Genomic DNA, 15324 nt, shown 5'->3' with positions numbered 1-15324 from the left:
GACACATACTGTCAAACTTGATTGGCGTTTTATCCCGCTATACGCATGCGCAAGCGAATATCGAGCTTGGGATAAAACTGAGATAAAACAATCAATACCTCACCGAGCATATGAGCCTAATCAGCTGAAACTGGCCTGCACATATCCCCCCGCCAGTATTCCATCGCTGCACACCAGTCCTTCGAAGCGGTTGTTCAGCAGCATCTCCCTGTGAGTTGGGTCGGATGTGGCGATGCACAGGCTCTCTCCAGGCAGCAGCGAGCGAAACTGACTGCTTGGCTTGCCCCAGTCGAGTAAACCGAGTTGCAGCGCATCTGGTAGCGCCAGTGGCGATAATCCTTTTTCATTCCGTAAGTAACAACGCAAACCATGCCCGGCCTGAGAAATAGACGCCCGGAAGTGCTTAAGCTCAATGGCGGCGTACACAATATCAACCGTGATCTCGAGGCCAGACTTTACGATACGCTCATTTAAATAGCTGAGCATGTTATAGGGCTCAATCACGGCACTGCTCACGCCGTTGCGGTAAGCCTTGAGCTTATGATTTACAAAACTTCGCAGCAGCACACTGGCAAAGGCAGCCCGGTTATCTTCCGGATGAAAATGCGCCATGTAAAACACCAAATGCTCACTGTCAGCCATGGTGGAGTCGATAAAAAACGCGCTGATGCCATCGTTCTTGTACAGGCTGTAATCAATACGAGCCTGGGGATAGAGCACCTGGGATGCAGGAAACAACTCTTTTTGGATGTGTTTGGCAGCTTCGGTATTTTGCTCGAGCACCTTCAGATTTTCTTCAAGCTCAACCCGAGAGAGCTCATCCAGATCCTGAATTTCACTGCCCTGCTGCACCTGATTGCCTAGGCTTTGGCGAATGGATTGTTCGATGATATAGAGATCGGATACCGGCTTAACCAGATAGTCTGACGCACCAATTCGCAGTGCTTCGACCACATCGGCCATTACGTTATTGCCGGAAATAACAATGGAAGGCATGGCGGGATCGAGCCGATACATCTCCCGCAGCATATCAAGACCACCCAGATTGGGCATACTCAAATCGGCCAGCACCACATCAAAGTTTTGCCGCCGGAACCAATCAAGCCCCTGAACCCCGTCGTCCGCCTCGGTGACCATGGCGCCACGACTGTCCAAAAATGACGCGACGACCCTGCGAAACACAGGATCGTCTTCAACCAACAACACAGAAACGTCTTTCAGCGCCATATACTTCCCTCTGGGAGCTGATAGCGCCGGGTGAAAATCACCTCAGTTGAGAGCCTGTTTCAGGCTGCTAATCCAGCTCCTGCAAATATTCGTCAAGCAGCTCATCATCATCTTGATTTGATGGGACATTCCCATCATACACCTTGTAATCCATATACTGAAGATAGGCATCCTTGACAAAGGTGTAAGGATCGAGAGCGTTGTCGAGAAGCCGCTCTTGATCAATGGCTTCGGTACGGGTATGAAGGCTCTTGAGGCCCCATTTCACCACCGATTGCCACATGGTGAGCTCTGATAGAGGAAAGTATAGTCCATCGACCCAATCGGTCGCGAGTTCGCGGGTAACATATGGCCCAAAAAAAGGTGCCATAAAGTATGGGCCGTTTGGCACGCCGTAGTAGCCCAGCACTTCGTTGAAGTCATCCTGCTTGCGTGGCATGCCCATCATATCTGCCACATCAATTACCCCAAGCAGCCCCACCGTGGAGTTCACCACAAAGCGGCCACCGGCGTTGGCAGCCCAACCAAACTTACCCTGCAGGGTGTTGTTGACCAAGGCACTTGGCTCTTCAAGATTACGCACAAAATTGTTCACGCCCGACTTTACCGGCCGCGGCACATAATCTTTATAGGTGTGGGCAACAGGCCGATAGATGTATCGGTCCAGCACATTGTAGTTAAGGTCCCACATGGCGCGGTTGAAACCTTCGAACGGATCTCGGGGGTCGTTGTAGACAACCTCAACCATTTCCTGCGGTGTATTGTCGGTTTGCTCAGCCTGAGCGAACCCCGCCAATAACATCAGTGGCAGGGTAATCCATTTCAACTTCATAAATCTCTCTGTTTACTTCGCCTGAATTGGCTTTAGAAAGCGGCTCGGCGGACGATATGAATAACAGGGCCCGGAAAAGCAGGCTTCAGCCTTAAGTATTGCCTCGCTTTGACGGCTAAGCATACTTCCCCATACGATAAGGTCAATCAGTAATTTGTGAAATTTGATGACTGCCCACGGCAAGCAGATGAGCCTGACAATGACAGATATCCCAGCATTATCCGCTACCCATGGTCCCCGTAATGTCGCGGGCGGCTCGTCATTGGTCACGATACCAGTGACCATAAGCGGTACAGCCGCTGGCATCACACTGCAGACCGCAAACACAAGTTTTACTATAACTCAATCACTTAATGGTGTGCAGCTGCAGGCGCTACTGAAACATCCGCTGCTACTGCGTTTACCGCAGCAGGCGTTAGTGTCTGCAACCGACCTCAATGCCGTGCTGTTCAGGGTAGGCCAATCCGGCACATTTCCGCTGCCGCCGGCACTGGCGGCGCTCATTCCCAAAACAGGTAATGACAGGCATAAGCTGCTTGCACAGGCCCGTGGCAGCCAGGGTTATTTACTGGGGCTCGCCAAGGTAGAGGCTGGCAAGCTTAAATTTGATTCAGGTCAGGTGTTTCCGGCGCCAAAAGGCGCAGCTAGCGGTATCGTCAGGGCGCGCCTTGGACTCAGGGGCGGCGAACTTTCGTTACTGCTCGATGCCATAGACGAGGAACTGCCGGTAACCCTCTCACGGATTACGCAAAACGATAGTTCTCTGACGGCTATTTCTTCGCAAATCAGCGAAGTGCACGCCCGGTTTCGAACTACACCGCAGGCGCTTCTTGTCAACATGGAAAAGAAACTGCTCGCCACATCGGCTGCCGGACGAACCGCAACAGATGCATCCGGACAGCAACCAGGCACAGAAGCGATAACCTCAACAATAGGCCAAAGCCGCGAAGCGGGCACTTACACAGCCGCAAACCGCTTAAGCTCAGCGTTGGAGAAAACCGGTGCACTCTTGCCACAAACAGATGCAAATCCTACCACCACAGAGCACAGCACCTTCGAGCCCGCAAGGCGCCTGCTCGCGCTGTTAAAGCCGCTGCCGGTCAACGCACTGATGGGCGCAGACGCCATGCGAAGCGCTATCGAAAGTGCCGCGAACAGTTCGCTGCTGCCAAAGCCTCTCAGTATCGCCGAGCTGTTTCAATCCCAGCCGCTTGCAATGGTGTTTCAGTTACTCCTTGGTGGTATGGCGTTAAAGCAGGAGCAACCACTTACCCCGCTGATACAAACCTGGATTTCGCTGCTTGCCAAAAAAGCGGGACTCAGCAGCCAGGATTTAACCCAATTGGCCTCTGACGAACTGCTTGACGATATCAGCAAGCTTGCCACCAGTCGCCGCGAGCTGGTGACAGCATCCAGTGAAAGAGCGGGCTGGTACTTTGCCCTGCCCTATCTTTTGGGCGACCGACAGCAAACGCTTGAAGGCCTCTTCCAAAGGCACAATCGCCGCAACGCCGACGACAGCAGCGCATCCCTTTGGCAATTAAAACTCAAATTCTCCCTTACCGAAGGTGAGCTGATGGTAAAGGTAAATCGGCGTCAAAGTGACTTATCTGTCACCTTCATCAGCCCGGCGCCGCAGCTTACACGCAGGATCAGCAATTTTGTCCCCATACTGAGTGAGCACTTACAGGCACTGGGTTTTACCATTAGCCAAGTTCAGTGCCAACAAGGCAAGGTGCCCCCTTCCCTGCGGCCAGATGAACAGTTCAGTTTCGATTTGCGGGTGTGATTATTTACGGGGGTGATTATGAGCCAAAATGAAAAAATTGCAGTGGCCTTACAATATGATGGTGACGGTGCACCCAGGGTGACCGCCAAGGGCGAGGCGCTGCTGGCAGAGGAGATTGTCGCCCTAGCCAAAGAGTGTGGCGTGCATGTCCACGAAGACCCGGCGCTGGCGAATTTTTTGGCAACCCTTGAGCTTGATGAACCCATTCCAAGGGAACTGTTCGTGCTGATAGCAGAGCTGTTGTCGTTTGTGTATATGCTCGATGGCAGATACCCGGAAGAATGGGCAAGACTGCATCATAAAATAAGCGCTTCGGCTTAGGTTTTGCTGCATTAAAAAAGCCGCCTTATTGCGGCTTTTTTAGTTAATTGACCAGTAACGGCAGAACTTAGGCAAAGAGCTGTAAAAGTGTTTAGGGTGCAATCACAGCAACTGGCCAGGAGTGATGTTTCAGCGATTGCCGTGAAGACGCAATAACAGCTCAGCTTCGGCTCTCGGGAGCTCGCATTCGGCCATCAACTCATCAATCCCAGCCCCCAGAGACACCATCTTCATGGCACGGGTATATAGCCTTGCCTGAGGGTCCTGTTCACGGGTTTCATCAATGCGGGCGTCTTGCTGGGCAAGTTTTTTCTCAAGCTCAAGAACCCTTTTGCCAACGCCGATGGTGCCACTTCTGAGTTCGTGCAGCTCGCGTTTAACACTTTCACGTTGCTTATCAGATTCTTTGAGTAAGGTCGCCAGCGCATCCACCTTGGTTCTGAGTTTGCCAAGCTGCTTTTGCAGGAACAAAACCAATCCCAAACAGGCGATAACATAAACAAGAGCAGCTATCAGAAACCCATTTTCCATTGAAGGCTACAACTCCTTAAAATACGCCAAAGGCCGCCATTGGGGCGGCCCTATCGCAAAACCACCTTAGATTTGAGAGAGTTCTGCCCACTCTTCGTCAGAGAGCAGTTTATCCAAATCCACCAGGATCAGCAGCTCATTGTCGCGGTTGCTGACACCCTGGATAAACTTGGCGCTCTCTTCGGTGCCCACGTTGGGGGCGTTGTCGATTTCAGAGCGGCGTAGGTAAACCACTTCTGCCACGCTGTCGACCAGAATACCGATAACCTGCTTTTCCGCCTCAATAATCACAATACGGGTGGAATCATCCACTTCAGACGATTGCAACCCAAAACGGGAGCGGGTATCGATAACGGTTACCACGTTGCCGCGCAGGTTAATGATCCCCAGAACATAATGCGGAGCGCCAGGAACCGGTGCAATTTCGGTGTAACGCAGTACTTCCTGCACCTGCATTACGTTGATCCCGTAGGTCTCGTTATCGAGCCTGAAGGTTACCCACTGTAATACTGCGTCATCCTTACCGGCTGCTACAGCCACATTTCTTGAGTCTGTCATATCTACCTCAGTTAATAGGATCCTGACAACCTAAACCCGCATTGAGCATCTGGATCAATGCCTGAACATTCAAGATGCCGCACATCTGCTCTTTTACCACACCGGCAAGCCAGGGGCGTTTCCCCGCGGTGGTTCGCCAGTTGACTTCGGATTGCTTAATCCGCACTGAGTTGACCAAGGTTTCACAGGCCAATCCCCAGTTACTGTCTTCTAATAATACAAGATATTGATAATTTACGCTTTGCGCCAGTTCTTCGTCGTATTTTTCCGGCATAACCCACGCACAGGTGTCCACCAGGTTCAGCTGGGAGTCGCGGTGGGTCTGGACCCCCAAAAACCAGTTGGGGCGGCCAAAGATTTGATTGATGCGATCAACCTTCACAATCCCGCCCAAACTCACCAAGGGCACCGCAAGCGTCAGTCCCGCTACCTTAAAGAATAGTACCTGAAACTCATCATCGAGCTCTGCCTGCAAATCTTTTGTAATACTGGGCGGCGCGGCACCGGTTTGAGTCTGCAATACCGGGGCGCCGATATCCGTGTCACTGACAGGTAAACTCACCTCAGTTTCGGGTACCGGTGCTGCCGCTAACTTTTGCTCTGGCGTAGTCTCTGGTGGAACCTCAACCTTTGGCTGCACTTCAACCGGCGTTGAGATTTCTACCTTCGCCTTTGTCGCCACCACAGCGTTAGCAGCAGTATCTGCCTTCGGCGCCGTGGTTTGGGTAGCCGTTTTGGTGTCAAACACAGGCGCAAGCAGCTTCTCCAGCGCCGCCTTATCGAGTACAGCCTTATCGACTGTGCCGGCTGTCGCATCCGTGACGGTCGCCTTTGGCGCCATCTTGGGCGTAGCAAGTAGCGGCGAGGCTTTTATCTCTGTCGCAGCTTTTAGCTCTGGTTCGGCCCTTGCCACTGGTGTAGACGTGTGTACCAATCGCTTAGCAGTTTCAGGTGCGCCTGACACCGCGGGATTGTGTGCCGGCTCTGTCTTTTCAGCTTTCAGGGCTGCTGGCGCGGCATCCTCAAGGTTGGAGGCTGTCACCAGCGATGAAGCATCATGCCCATCTGTTACGGTGCCTGCTTTAAGCTTGGAAGCGGCAGGGTTCTGCCCGACAGGCTCAGTTTCCTCGCTCAGCAGCAAACGAAAGAAGTCGACAACTGTCTCATCAACGGACTTTGACATGGTCAAACTCCCCTGCCATCAGAAACTCGAGCAGGCGCTCGTAGGCCTTAATTCCACGTGAACCCGGCGCGTAGTGAGAGGCAGGTAAATGGGCAAGACTGGCATCACGAAACTTGGTATCAACCGGGATCACATCCGGCCATAAAGTATCGCCATAGAGCTGCGCCAATTTTTCCAGCGCAGCAGGCGACGCCTTGGTGCGCCTGTCGTACATGGTCGGCACCACTGTGTAGCTGTATTTGGTATTTTTGGAGCGACCCATCAGCTCCATAGTTTTAATCATACGATCCAGGCCCTTAATGGCCAGAAACTCGGTTTGAACGGGAATAACAATATGTTGGCTGGCTGCCAGGGCATTGACCATCAACACCCCCAGTACAGGCGGACAGTCAATCAAGGCGACATCATAATCGTCTTCCATCAACTTGAGCAGATTACGCAGCACAAGCCCCATCCCCTCCTGATGGCCGAGCGCCCGGTCGAGGGTCGCCAGCGCCATGGTGGCAGGAATGAGGTCGAGGTTTTCCACCAGTGTTGGCACTGTGTGCTGACGGATAAGATCCCGTGTCAGTGATTTATGGTCGACGAAGACATCGTAGAGCGAGCCGGGGACTTCTTCGGAATCAATCCCCAGGTAGTATCCAAGGGACGCATGGGGATCTGTGTCCACCATCAGCACTCGCTTGCCCTGCTTGGCAAGAAGTCCTGCCAGGCTGGCTACTGTGGTGGTCTTACCCACGCCACCTTTTTGGTTTGCTATGGTCCAGACTTTCAAGTCTCAGGCTCCCGGATGCGCACTCGTTATTGTTATTCAGTTTTTCTCTTCACGGGTGGTAACCCGTATTCCACCATGGGGCAGCACTATCACTTTTACCCCATCATCGTTTTCCGAAATGACCTCTGGCACCAAGGCATCGGGAAGTGCCTCTTGATTGGGCACGGCGGTATCTGGTTTCAACGGGCCATCCGCCTTGGCTTCAGGGGTTGTTTTTGCCCCGTCATTGGCTTTGGTCTCAACCCGCTTGAGCAACTGCTCGGTTTGCTGTGGATGAGACTCAAGCCAGGCTGCCAATGCTTCTGCCTGGTCATCCGGTACCATCAGCAGCACCTGGCTTGCCGCAAGTTCTCTGTTCTTGGCTTCCAAATTGGCAAACTTGTGCCTGAGATCCAGATACAGAATGGTCATCGCAGCACAGATAACCACCAACAAAAAAATCGACAACAGCCCCCACAGGGGCATTGAAGCCCTTTTATCAGCCACGGCCGGACTCTTTTAAGATAGCGTCCGCCATGTTATCGAGGGAAATCGATTGTGTCGAAATCCCGGCTGCGGTCACAGCCTGAGGCATACCATACACAACACAACTGGCCTCATCCTGCGCCCAGATAGTCGCGCCGACATTCTTGAGCATTCGAGCCCCTTCACGGCCGTCGGCGCCCATGCCGGTCAGCACCACAGCAAGCACATCACCGCCGTAGCTTTTTGATGCAGATGCGAAGGTGATGTCAACACAGGGTTTGTAGTTCATATCAGCGCTGCCAGCGACGATTTTCAGCCGCCCGGTGGCACCGGACTTTTCAATCATCATCTGCATGCCGCCGGGTGCGAGATAGGCACAGCCGGGTTGCAGTACGTCACCATTGGCCGCTTCTTTTACCGAGATCCGGCACAAGCCGTTAAGACGCTGTGCGAACGCCGGAGTAAAGGCTGCGGGCATATGCTGAATAAGCAATATCGGCAGCGGATAGTTGGCCGGAAACTGGGTCAATACCTTTTGCAGTGCAACCGGTCCACCTGTGGAGGTGCCTATGGCCAGCAGTCGGTAATTCTTACCGCTGGCGCGAATGGGTGCACTCGGAGCAGGCGCCGCAGCACGCGGCTGCAACTGAGCCGGAGGCCGTGAGCCAAGGGTCGGTCTTGCGACGGGTTCTGGCGCCGCAGGCCTTGAGGTGACCGGTCTGAACACACGTCGCTTACCCAAGGCCTTCACCCGCTGCTGCAGCAGCTTGGTGGCTTCATCCTTATTGGTCGCTATGTCTTCAAAACGTTTCGGCAAAAAGTCGAGCGCCCCGGCATCCAGAGCGTCCAGGGTAGCTTTTGCCCCATCATGGGTCAGCGAAGAAAACATCAGAATTGGCGTGGGAACCTTGGCCATGATTTCTCTCACGGCGGTGATCCCGTCCATTACCGGCATTTCGATGTCCATGGTAATGACCTGGGGCTTGTGCTCCTGTGCCATTCTGATGGCTTCCATGCCGTTGGCTGCCGTTGCGACTACTTCCAGCTCAGGGTCCTGATTCATGATCTCGCTGACCCTGCGACGGAAAAAGCTTGAGTCATCAACGACCAATACTTTTATTGTCATTTATGTTCCTGCCAAATGCGTTCGCCGCGTTTATTTCCTTTTGGCATAGTGTTTAAGCAGGCCTGGCACGTCCAGAATCAGTGCGATACCGCCATCAGATGTGATGGTGGCGCCAGCCATGCCGGGAGTACCGTGCAGCAATGCACCCAGAGGCTTAATAACCACCTCTTCCTGACCAATCAGGGCGTCTACCACAAAGCCGATTTGCATGGTGCCAAGCTGAACAATAACTACATGCCCGTGCTTTTTATCCCCATGCTTAAAGTTACGTTTGACGCGACTCAGCCAGTTTTCAAGATAAAACAGTGGCACTGCCTTCTCGCGCACAATCACAGTGAGTTGACCATCCACGATATTGGTTTTGGTCAAATCCAAGTGGAAAATCTCGTTCACACTAGACAATGGCAAGGCAAATACCTGCTTGGCCACTTCCACCATCAGGGTGGGCATAATCGCCAGGGTCAACGGCACTTTAATCTCGAGGATGGTGCCTTTGCCCTTTACCGAGTCAATATGCACGGTACCGTTGAGCTGCGTGATACGGGTTTTCACCACGTCCATGCCCACACCACGGCCGGAAATGTCGGAAATTTCGGTCTTGGTGGAGAAGCCGGGCGCGAAAATCAGATTGTATGCTTCATGGTCTGACATACGCGCGGCGGCGTCTTCATCCAGCACACCACGGCTGATGGCGATGGATTTAAGCTTTTCAGGATCCATACCGGCGCCATCATCTTCAATTTTCAGAAGAATGTGGTCACCTTCCTGACTGGCAGACAAGGTGATGGTACCGGTTCTGGGCTTGCCATTGGCAGCACGATCTGCTGGCATCTCAATGCCGTGGTCAACCGAGTTACGAACAAGGTGCACCAAAGGATCGGCCAGAGCTTCCACCAGGTTTTTATCCAGGTCGGTTTCCTCACCCACCAGAATAAGGTCAATTTCTTTGTTGAGGCTACGGGCCAGGTCGCGTACAACCCGGGGGAAACGGCCAAACACCTTCTTGATGGGCTGCATGCGGGTTTTCATTACCGCGCCCTGCAGGTCAGCTGTGACCAAATCCAGGTTGGCGAGCGCCTTGGACATTTCCTCATCTTCACGGGTGACACCAAGGCTCACCAAGCGGTTACGTACCAGTACCAGCTCACCGACCATGTTCATGATCTGATCGAGCCGCGCCGTATCCACCCGAACCGTGGTTTCGCCCTGAGGCACGCTGTTACCCGCAGGTGCAGGCGCTTTGGCGGGTGCCGGTGCGGCAGGTTTTTCCGCTGCTGCTACAGGTTTTGGCGCAGCCGCTGGCGCGGCTTTGGGCGCAGCGGCAGGTTTGGCAGCCGCTGCCGGCGCTTTAGGTGCAGCGGGTTTTTCAGCGGCTTTCGGCGCTGCTGGCGCAGCCGCAGCAGCTGTTTCCGCACCGGGACCAGCACCTTTACCGTGCAGCTCATCAAGCAGCTTTTCGAACTCGTCATCGGTGATTTCGTCAGTATCAACGTTATCAGCAGGACTCGGCTCGACCTTGGCAGGCGCTTTGTCTTCGGTGGCTTTGAACTTTCCGGCGCCGTGAAGCTCATCAAGCAGGGCTTCAAATTCATCGTCGGTAATTTCGTCGCCGCCCGGCTCCGCAGCAGGAGCCGCAGGTGCAGAGCTTGCCGCTTTGGGCGCTGTGTCTGCCACGCTTGGGCCTTTACCGCTGCCATGCAAGGCATCGAGCAAGGCTTCAAATTCGGCTTCGTTTATTTCATCAATGCCACCGTCACTGGCGGCTGGCTCATCGAATAAGTCGACGCCAGCAATGGGCGCTTCGTCAAAAAGCACATCATCGCCGCCTGCTGCGGGAGCATCAAACAGGTCAACACCCGGGATTTCAGGCTCGGGCTCTGCAGGCACTTCAACAGCGTCGGGCTCGCTGGCGCCACCTTCTGATGGCAAAGGCTCACCCGAAGCCAGCAACTTAAGTTTATCCAGCAGCTCTGGCGATGCAGGTTCCTGCTCCTGACCGGCTTGGGTCTGGGCGAACATGGTATTAATGGCATCGACCGCCTGAAGGATGATATCCATCAGCTCGGCGCTGACATGGCGCTTACCCGTTCTTAATAAATCGAAGGTATTTTCCGACTCGTGGCACACATCCACCATGGGCGCCAGGCTAAGGAAGCCAGCGCCACCTTTTACGGTGTGAAAGCCACGGAAAATGGCGTTGAGCAGATCTGTGTCTTCCGGGTTGTTTTCAAGGGCAACCAACTGCTCTTGCAACAGCTCCAGAATCTCACCGGCCTCAATCAGAAAGTCCTGCAGAATCTCTTCATCAACATCGAATGCCATTAAATTGACTCCTTATCAGAAACCCAGGCTGGAGAGCAGATCGTCGACTTCGTCCTGACCCGTTACCACGTCCTGACGAAGCTCGGCGTTCATAATCGGCCCTTCGGCTTCAATGGTGTTGACGCTTGGGCTGGTACGCTGGGTCATTTCTGTTACCGGTTGCTCGCCAAAGACGGTCAACATGGAGACCAGGCTGTTTTCAACTTCCCGAACCAAGTCGATGACTCGCCGGATCATTTGTCCGGTCAGATCCTGGAAGTCCTGCGCCATCAAAATTTGATTGAGCAGCTCACGCAGCCGCTCTGAGTCTTGTTCACTACGGGTCATCAATTGCTGAACGTCGTGGCACAAGCTCTTGAATTCAGTCAGTTCAATGTCACGCCGCATCAGTTTGTCCCAAGTTGGTGTGACAGTTTTAATATGGTTGATTAAGGCATCGGCCAATGGCAGACACTCTTCCACGGCATCCATGGTCTTGTTGGCGGCTTGCTCAGTCATGTCGATAACATAATTGAGGCGCTCTTTGGCATCGGGAATATCGACGCTGGCCAATTCCGCCAGGCGGCTGTCGAGCTGAAAATCCACCAGGGCGCTGTGAAGCTGACGAGTCAGTTTACCGACTTCGTCAAAGAGTTCCTTTTGAATGGGGGCCGCCAATTCGCGGATCAGCAAATCGGCTTTTTCCTGCTCGCCGCCGCTGAGCAGCGTCACGAGTTCCTGTGCCTGTTCGAGACTAATGAGCCCTGATGTTTGTGCCTGCATAGCTCATCCTTGCTCAACCAAGTCGTTCGAAGATCTTATCCAGCTTCTCTTTCAGTGTCGCAGCGGTAAAGGGCTTCACTACATAGCCATTTACCCCAGCCTGAGCGGCAGCAATGATCTGTTCACGCTTGGCTTCGGCGGTCACCATCAGCACAGGGATATGCTTCAGACTCTCATCGGCGCGGATGGCCTTGAGCAAATCAATACCCTGCATGCCGGGCATGTTCCAATCGGTAACCACAAAGTCGAAATCGCCCTTCTGAAGCATTGGCAAGGCGGTTGAGCCATCATCTGCTTCCTGGGTGTTATTGAATCCCAAGTCTCGCAACAAGTTCTTGATGATACGTCTCATCGTTGAAAAGTCGTCAACGATAAGAATCTTCATATTCTTGTCCAAGGTTTCCTCCGGTGAGCTGACACTCTAACTGCTCGATAATGAATTATACGTGTGTCCAATGCTTGAGCTTGCCTTTGAGCCTGAGCATCGCCTGACTGTGGATCTGGCATACCCGCGACTCGCTGACGTCAAGAATGGCACCTATTTCTTTTAAGTTCAGTGCTTCATCGTAATAAAGCGATAACACCAATGCGTCTCTCTCCGGCAACTGGCGAATGGCATCTGCCAAGGCCTGTTGAAACTGGCTACCCGCCAGATCGTCATAGATGTCGTCTGTTTGCTCCCCATCGGGAACCAGTACATCCTGAGATACGCCCAAATCTTCTATCCCTATGATTTTCCCTACAGAAACATCATTGAGAATATGATGGTATTCATCCAGCGACATATCAAGTCTTTCGGCAATTTCGCTGTCGCGGGCATCCCGTCCCAGCTCCTGCTCTAACTCATCAATGACCTGGGCTACCCTTCGCTGGTTACGGTGTACTGACCGTGGCACCCAGTCGCCCTTGCGGATTTCATCCAGCATGGCGCCGCGAATGCGGATCCCGGCGAAGGTTTCAAATTTGGCGCCTTTGCCACCATCAAACTTGGTCGAGGCCTCCAGCAGGCCAATCATGCCTGCCTGGAGCAAGTCGTCCAACTGTACGGATGCCGGCAGCCTGGCCAACATATGGTGCGCGATTCTTTTTACCAGCGGTGCGTACTGTTCAACGATGGAGGTTTTATCCTCCATGGAGGTATACGCCGCGGCTTTATTCACTCGCTCTGTCCTCTTGATACTCGGGACGATGCACCAGACGCTCTACGAAGAACTCCAGATGACCGCCGGGCTGCTGGGGTATAGGCCAGCTCAGCACCTTGTTGGCCAAACCGTGATATGCAATCGCGGCTGGAGACTTCGGATAGGCTTCTACGATCAATTTTTGCTTACGTACTGATTTTCGCAAGTTTTCATCGAAGGGAATTGTTGCAACCAATTCCAGTGCCACATCCAGGAAGCGGTCAGTTACCTTGCTGAGTTTAGCAAATAACTCCATACCTTCCCGGAGACTACGCACCATATTTGCAACAATTTTGAACCGGAACACACCGTGTTCGCGGCTGAGGATCTTAATGAGGGCATAGGCATCTGTGATAGACGTCGGCTCATCACACACCACCACCAGTACATCCTGTGCGGCGCGGGAGAAGCTCAGTACCATGTCGGAGATACCGGCTGCGGTATCCACAATCAGTACATCGAACTGGGTGCGCATTTCACTGAAAGCGCGGATAAGTCCGGCGTGCTGTGCAGAGGTTAGTTCCACCATGGCCTGGGTACCGGAAGTGGCTGGCACTATACCAATCCCCTTGGGACCACGGAGAATGATGTCATCGAGCTCCGCATCGCCCGATAACACGTGGGAAAGATTTTTCTCGGCGCGAAGCCCCAGCATGACGTCGACGTTGGCCAGACCCAAGTCAGCATCCAGCACCAACACACGCTTGCCCTTTTCTGCCAGAGCCACAGCCGTATTGATGGAAACGCTGGTTTTGCCTACCCCACCCTTGCCGCCAGTGACGGCAATGACTTTTACTTTTTCGTTATATGGCTGATTCATCATACGTAAACCGCTTGCTTGATCACGGGTCATAGCTTCACTCAAACGCACAGGTCGTGTTATCCGACCATAAATTATTATCGATACCCTGATACTCAGGTTCATTCAGGGCATCGAGCGCCTGCTTAGCCAGCGACAGAGTATCTGCCACCTGCATATCCTCGGGCACACGTTGTCCGTCGGTTACATAACTCAGCGGCAGGCCACTCTGAATAAGGATACTCAGTGCTCCTGCCAGAGACACGGATTCATCCAGTTTGGTCAGCACAGCCCCCGACAGAGGGATGCGCTTAAAGTGCTTAACGGCGTCCTGAAGCACCCGGCGCTGCGATGTAGCTGACAATACCAGATAACTGCGGATCGGCAAGGCACTGTTCGCTGTCAAATTGTCCAGTTGTTCAACTAATCGCATATCTCGCTGGCCCATACCTGCGGTATCTATCAATACTAGCTTGCGATTGCGCAGCTGATAAAGAATTTGTTGCAACTCATTGAGATCATGAGCTTGCTTCACAGGACATCCCATGATTTTGCCATAAGTTGCCAATTGCTCAAAGGCTCCGATGCGATAATGATCTGTGGTGATTAAAGCCACCTGATCGGCACCGTGATGCGCAGCAAAACGGGCAGCAATTTTGGCAATCGAGGTGGTTTTACCCACGCCGGTTGGACCAACAAAGGCCACCACACCGCCGCGACGAACAATATCATCACCTTGATTATCAAGCATATTTGCCAAGCTTTGTGGCAATGCCTTCACCAACTCTGCCGGTGTATAGTGCTGAGCGAGACCAGCCAACTTGGATGCGACCGCAGGTGAAAACTCCGCCTCCAACAGCCGGGTTTCCAGCATGGCACCCACAGGATCGGTGCGCTTTTTTTGCTCCATCATCAAAGAAGAAACCTGATGAGTCAGCAAATTACGCAGTGATGCCAGCTCTTCTTTCATGGCATCAAGCTCAATTTGTTGGCGGCCACCTGCGCGGGATTTGTCCGCATCCGGGGTAAAAGTAGCCTGACGGGGCGCCTCTTTCATCTTTGGCGCGGCGGGCGCTTCCAGGCCACGGGCCCAGGCAGGCATATCATCTTCTTCCACCACACGGCCCATTTGCTGATTCATGCGGCTTTGTTGACGCTCCAGCAGCGCCTGCAATGAATCGGCCGGTGCTTCGTTAACTTTTTGACGGCTGGCGCGCACAGGCTGGCGGCCACCCAAAGAGACTTTATCTTCCGAAACCTGCTCAAACGGATTGGGCATGGCTGGCTTTTGCTCGAGGTTCGGCTTGGGCTCGTCGTAATCCACCGCAGCCACAATCTCAATGCCACCGGTGACTTTTTTGTTGGACATGATCACGGCGTCAGCGCCGAGGGTTTCTTTGACCTGGGCCAGAGCGGCGCGCATATCTTTTGCAAAAAAACGTTTGATTTTCAC

The 15324-nt window shown here is 53.3% G+C and carries 16 protein-coding genes; 2 read left to right on the top strand and 14 right to left on the bottom strand.

What is annotated here, in order from left to right; genetic code table 11:
- Positions 1 to 120: 120 nt before the first annotated feature.
- Both MJ923_RS06075 and MJ923_RS06070 read right to left on the bottom strand, forming a co-directional pair.
- A complete protein-coding gene (locus tag MJ923_RS06075; protein ID WP_240590333.1) occupies positions 121 to 1227 on the bottom strand; it encodes a response regulator in 1107 nt (368 codons plus the stop codon).
- A gap of 67 nt (positions 1228 to 1294) precedes the next feature.
- Positions 1295 to 2059, bottom strand: a complete 765-nt coding sequence (locus MJ923_RS06070; protein ID WP_240590332.1) for an MlaA family lipoprotein — start codon at positions 2057 to 2059, stop codon at positions 1295 to 1297.
- Positions 2060 to 2477: 418 nt separating this feature from the next.
- Here MJ923_RS06070 and MJ923_RS06065 point away from each other — a divergent pair, with 418 nt between their 5' ends.
- Both MJ923_RS06065 and MJ923_RS06060 read left to right on the top strand, forming a co-directional pair.
- Positions 2478 to 3848 (top strand): hypothetical protein, encoded by a 1371-nt coding sequence (locus tag MJ923_RS06065; RefSeq protein ID WP_240590331.1) that lies wholly within the window; start codon positions 2478 to 2480, stop codon positions 3846 to 3848.
- Between the two features lie 18 nt (positions 3849 to 3866).
- Positions 3867 to 4169 carry an EscU/YscU/HrcU family type III secretion system export apparatus switch protein gene (locus MJ923_RS06060; protein ID WP_240590330.1) on the top strand — a complete coding sequence of 101 codons (303 nt, stop codon included), beginning with the start codon at positions 3867 to 3869 and terminating at the stop codon, positions 4167 to 4169.
- A 129-nt stretch (positions 4170 to 4298) separates the two neighbouring features.
- Here the strand turns inward: MJ923_RS06060 and MJ923_RS06055 are convergent, their stop codons facing one another.
- The 12 genes from MJ923_RS06055 to flhF all read right to left on the bottom strand — a co-directional run bounded on the left by MJ923_RS06055 (position 4299) and on the right by flhF (position 15324).
- Entirely contained in the window at positions 4299 to 4700 is a 402-nt protein-coding gene (locus MJ923_RS06055; protein WP_126167430.1) for a DUF2802 domain-containing protein, read from the bottom strand.
- A 66-nt stretch (positions 4701 to 4766) separates the two neighbouring features.
- Positions 4767 to 5258: a chemotaxis protein CheW gene (locus MJ923_RS06050; RefSeq protein WP_240590329.1), complete on the bottom strand. Its 492-nt coding sequence runs from the start codon at positions 5256 to 5258 to the stop codon at positions 4767 to 4769.
- A gap of 7 nt (positions 5259 to 5265) precedes the next feature.
- The gene (locus MJ923_RS06045; RefSeq protein WP_240590328.1) at positions 5266 to 6441 is read right to left on the bottom strand and encodes a chemotaxis protein CheW; all 1176 of its coding nucleotides are present in this window, start codon (positions 6439 to 6441) and stop codon (positions 5266 to 5268) included.
- Positions 6425 to 7216, bottom strand: a complete 792-nt coding sequence (locus MJ923_RS06040; protein WP_240590327.1) for a ParA family protein — start codon at positions 7214 to 7216, stop codon at positions 6425 to 6427. The genes MJ923_RS06045 and MJ923_RS06040 overlap by 17 nt, the downstream gene beginning before the upstream one ends.
- Positions 7217 to 7252: 36 nt before the next feature.
- A complete protein-coding gene (locus MJ923_RS06035; protein ID WP_240590326.1) occupies positions 7253 to 7702 on the bottom strand; it encodes a membrane anchored protein in chemotaxis locus in 450 nt (149 codons plus the stop codon).
- Positions 7695 to 8807: a protein-glutamate methylesterase/protein-glutamine glutaminase gene (locus tag MJ923_RS06030; protein ID WP_240590325.1), complete on the bottom strand. Its 1113-nt coding sequence runs from the start codon at positions 8805 to 8807 to the stop codon at positions 7695 to 7697. Before MJ923_RS06030 ends, MJ923_RS06035 begins: the two co-directional genes overlap by 8 nt.
- Before the next feature lie 30 nt (positions 8808 to 8837).
- The gene (locus MJ923_RS06025; RefSeq protein ID WP_240590324.1) at positions 8838 to 11129 is read right to left on the bottom strand and encodes a chemotaxis protein CheA; all 2292 of its coding nucleotides are present in this window, start codon (positions 11127 to 11129) and stop codon (positions 8838 to 8840) included.
- A 15-nt stretch (positions 11130 to 11144) separates the two neighbouring features.
- Positions 11145 to 11891: a protein phosphatase CheZ gene (locus tag MJ923_RS06020; protein ID WP_240590323.1), complete on the bottom strand. Its 747-nt coding sequence runs from the start codon at positions 11889 to 11891 to the stop codon at positions 11145 to 11147.
- Between the two features lie 13 nt (positions 11892 to 11904).
- On the bottom strand, positions 11905 to 12288 hold the full coding sequence (gene cheY / locus MJ923_RS06015) for a chemotaxis response regulator CheY (RefSeq protein WP_126167437.1): 384 nt from the start codon (positions 12286 to 12288) through the stop codon (positions 11905 to 11907).
- Between the two features lie 43 nt (positions 12289 to 12331).
- Positions 12332 to 13051, bottom strand: a complete 720-nt coding sequence (locus MJ923_RS06010; protein ID WP_126167438.1) for an RNA polymerase sigma factor FliA — start codon at positions 13049 to 13051, stop codon at positions 12332 to 12334.
- On the bottom strand, positions 13044 to 13925 hold the full coding sequence (locus tag MJ923_RS06005) for a MinD/ParA family protein (RefSeq protein WP_126167439.1): 882 nt from the start codon (positions 13923 to 13925) through the stop codon (positions 13044 to 13046). Before MJ923_RS06005 ends, MJ923_RS06010 begins: the two co-directional genes overlap by 8 nt.
- 4 nt (positions 13926 to 13929) lie before the next feature.
- Entirely contained in the window at positions 13930 to 15324 is a 1395-nt protein-coding gene (gene flhF, locus MJ923_RS06000) for a flagellar biosynthesis GTPase FlhF (RefSeq protein ID WP_240590322.1), read from the bottom strand.

Source organism: Shewanella zhuhaiensis (genome assembly GCF_022484835.1).
In the GTDB taxonomy this organism is placed as follows: domain Bacteria; phylum Pseudomonadota; class Gammaproteobacteria; order Enterobacterales; family Shewanellaceae; genus Shewanella; species Shewanella khirikhana.
This window is presented reverse-complemented; position numbering and strand designations above follow the sequence as displayed.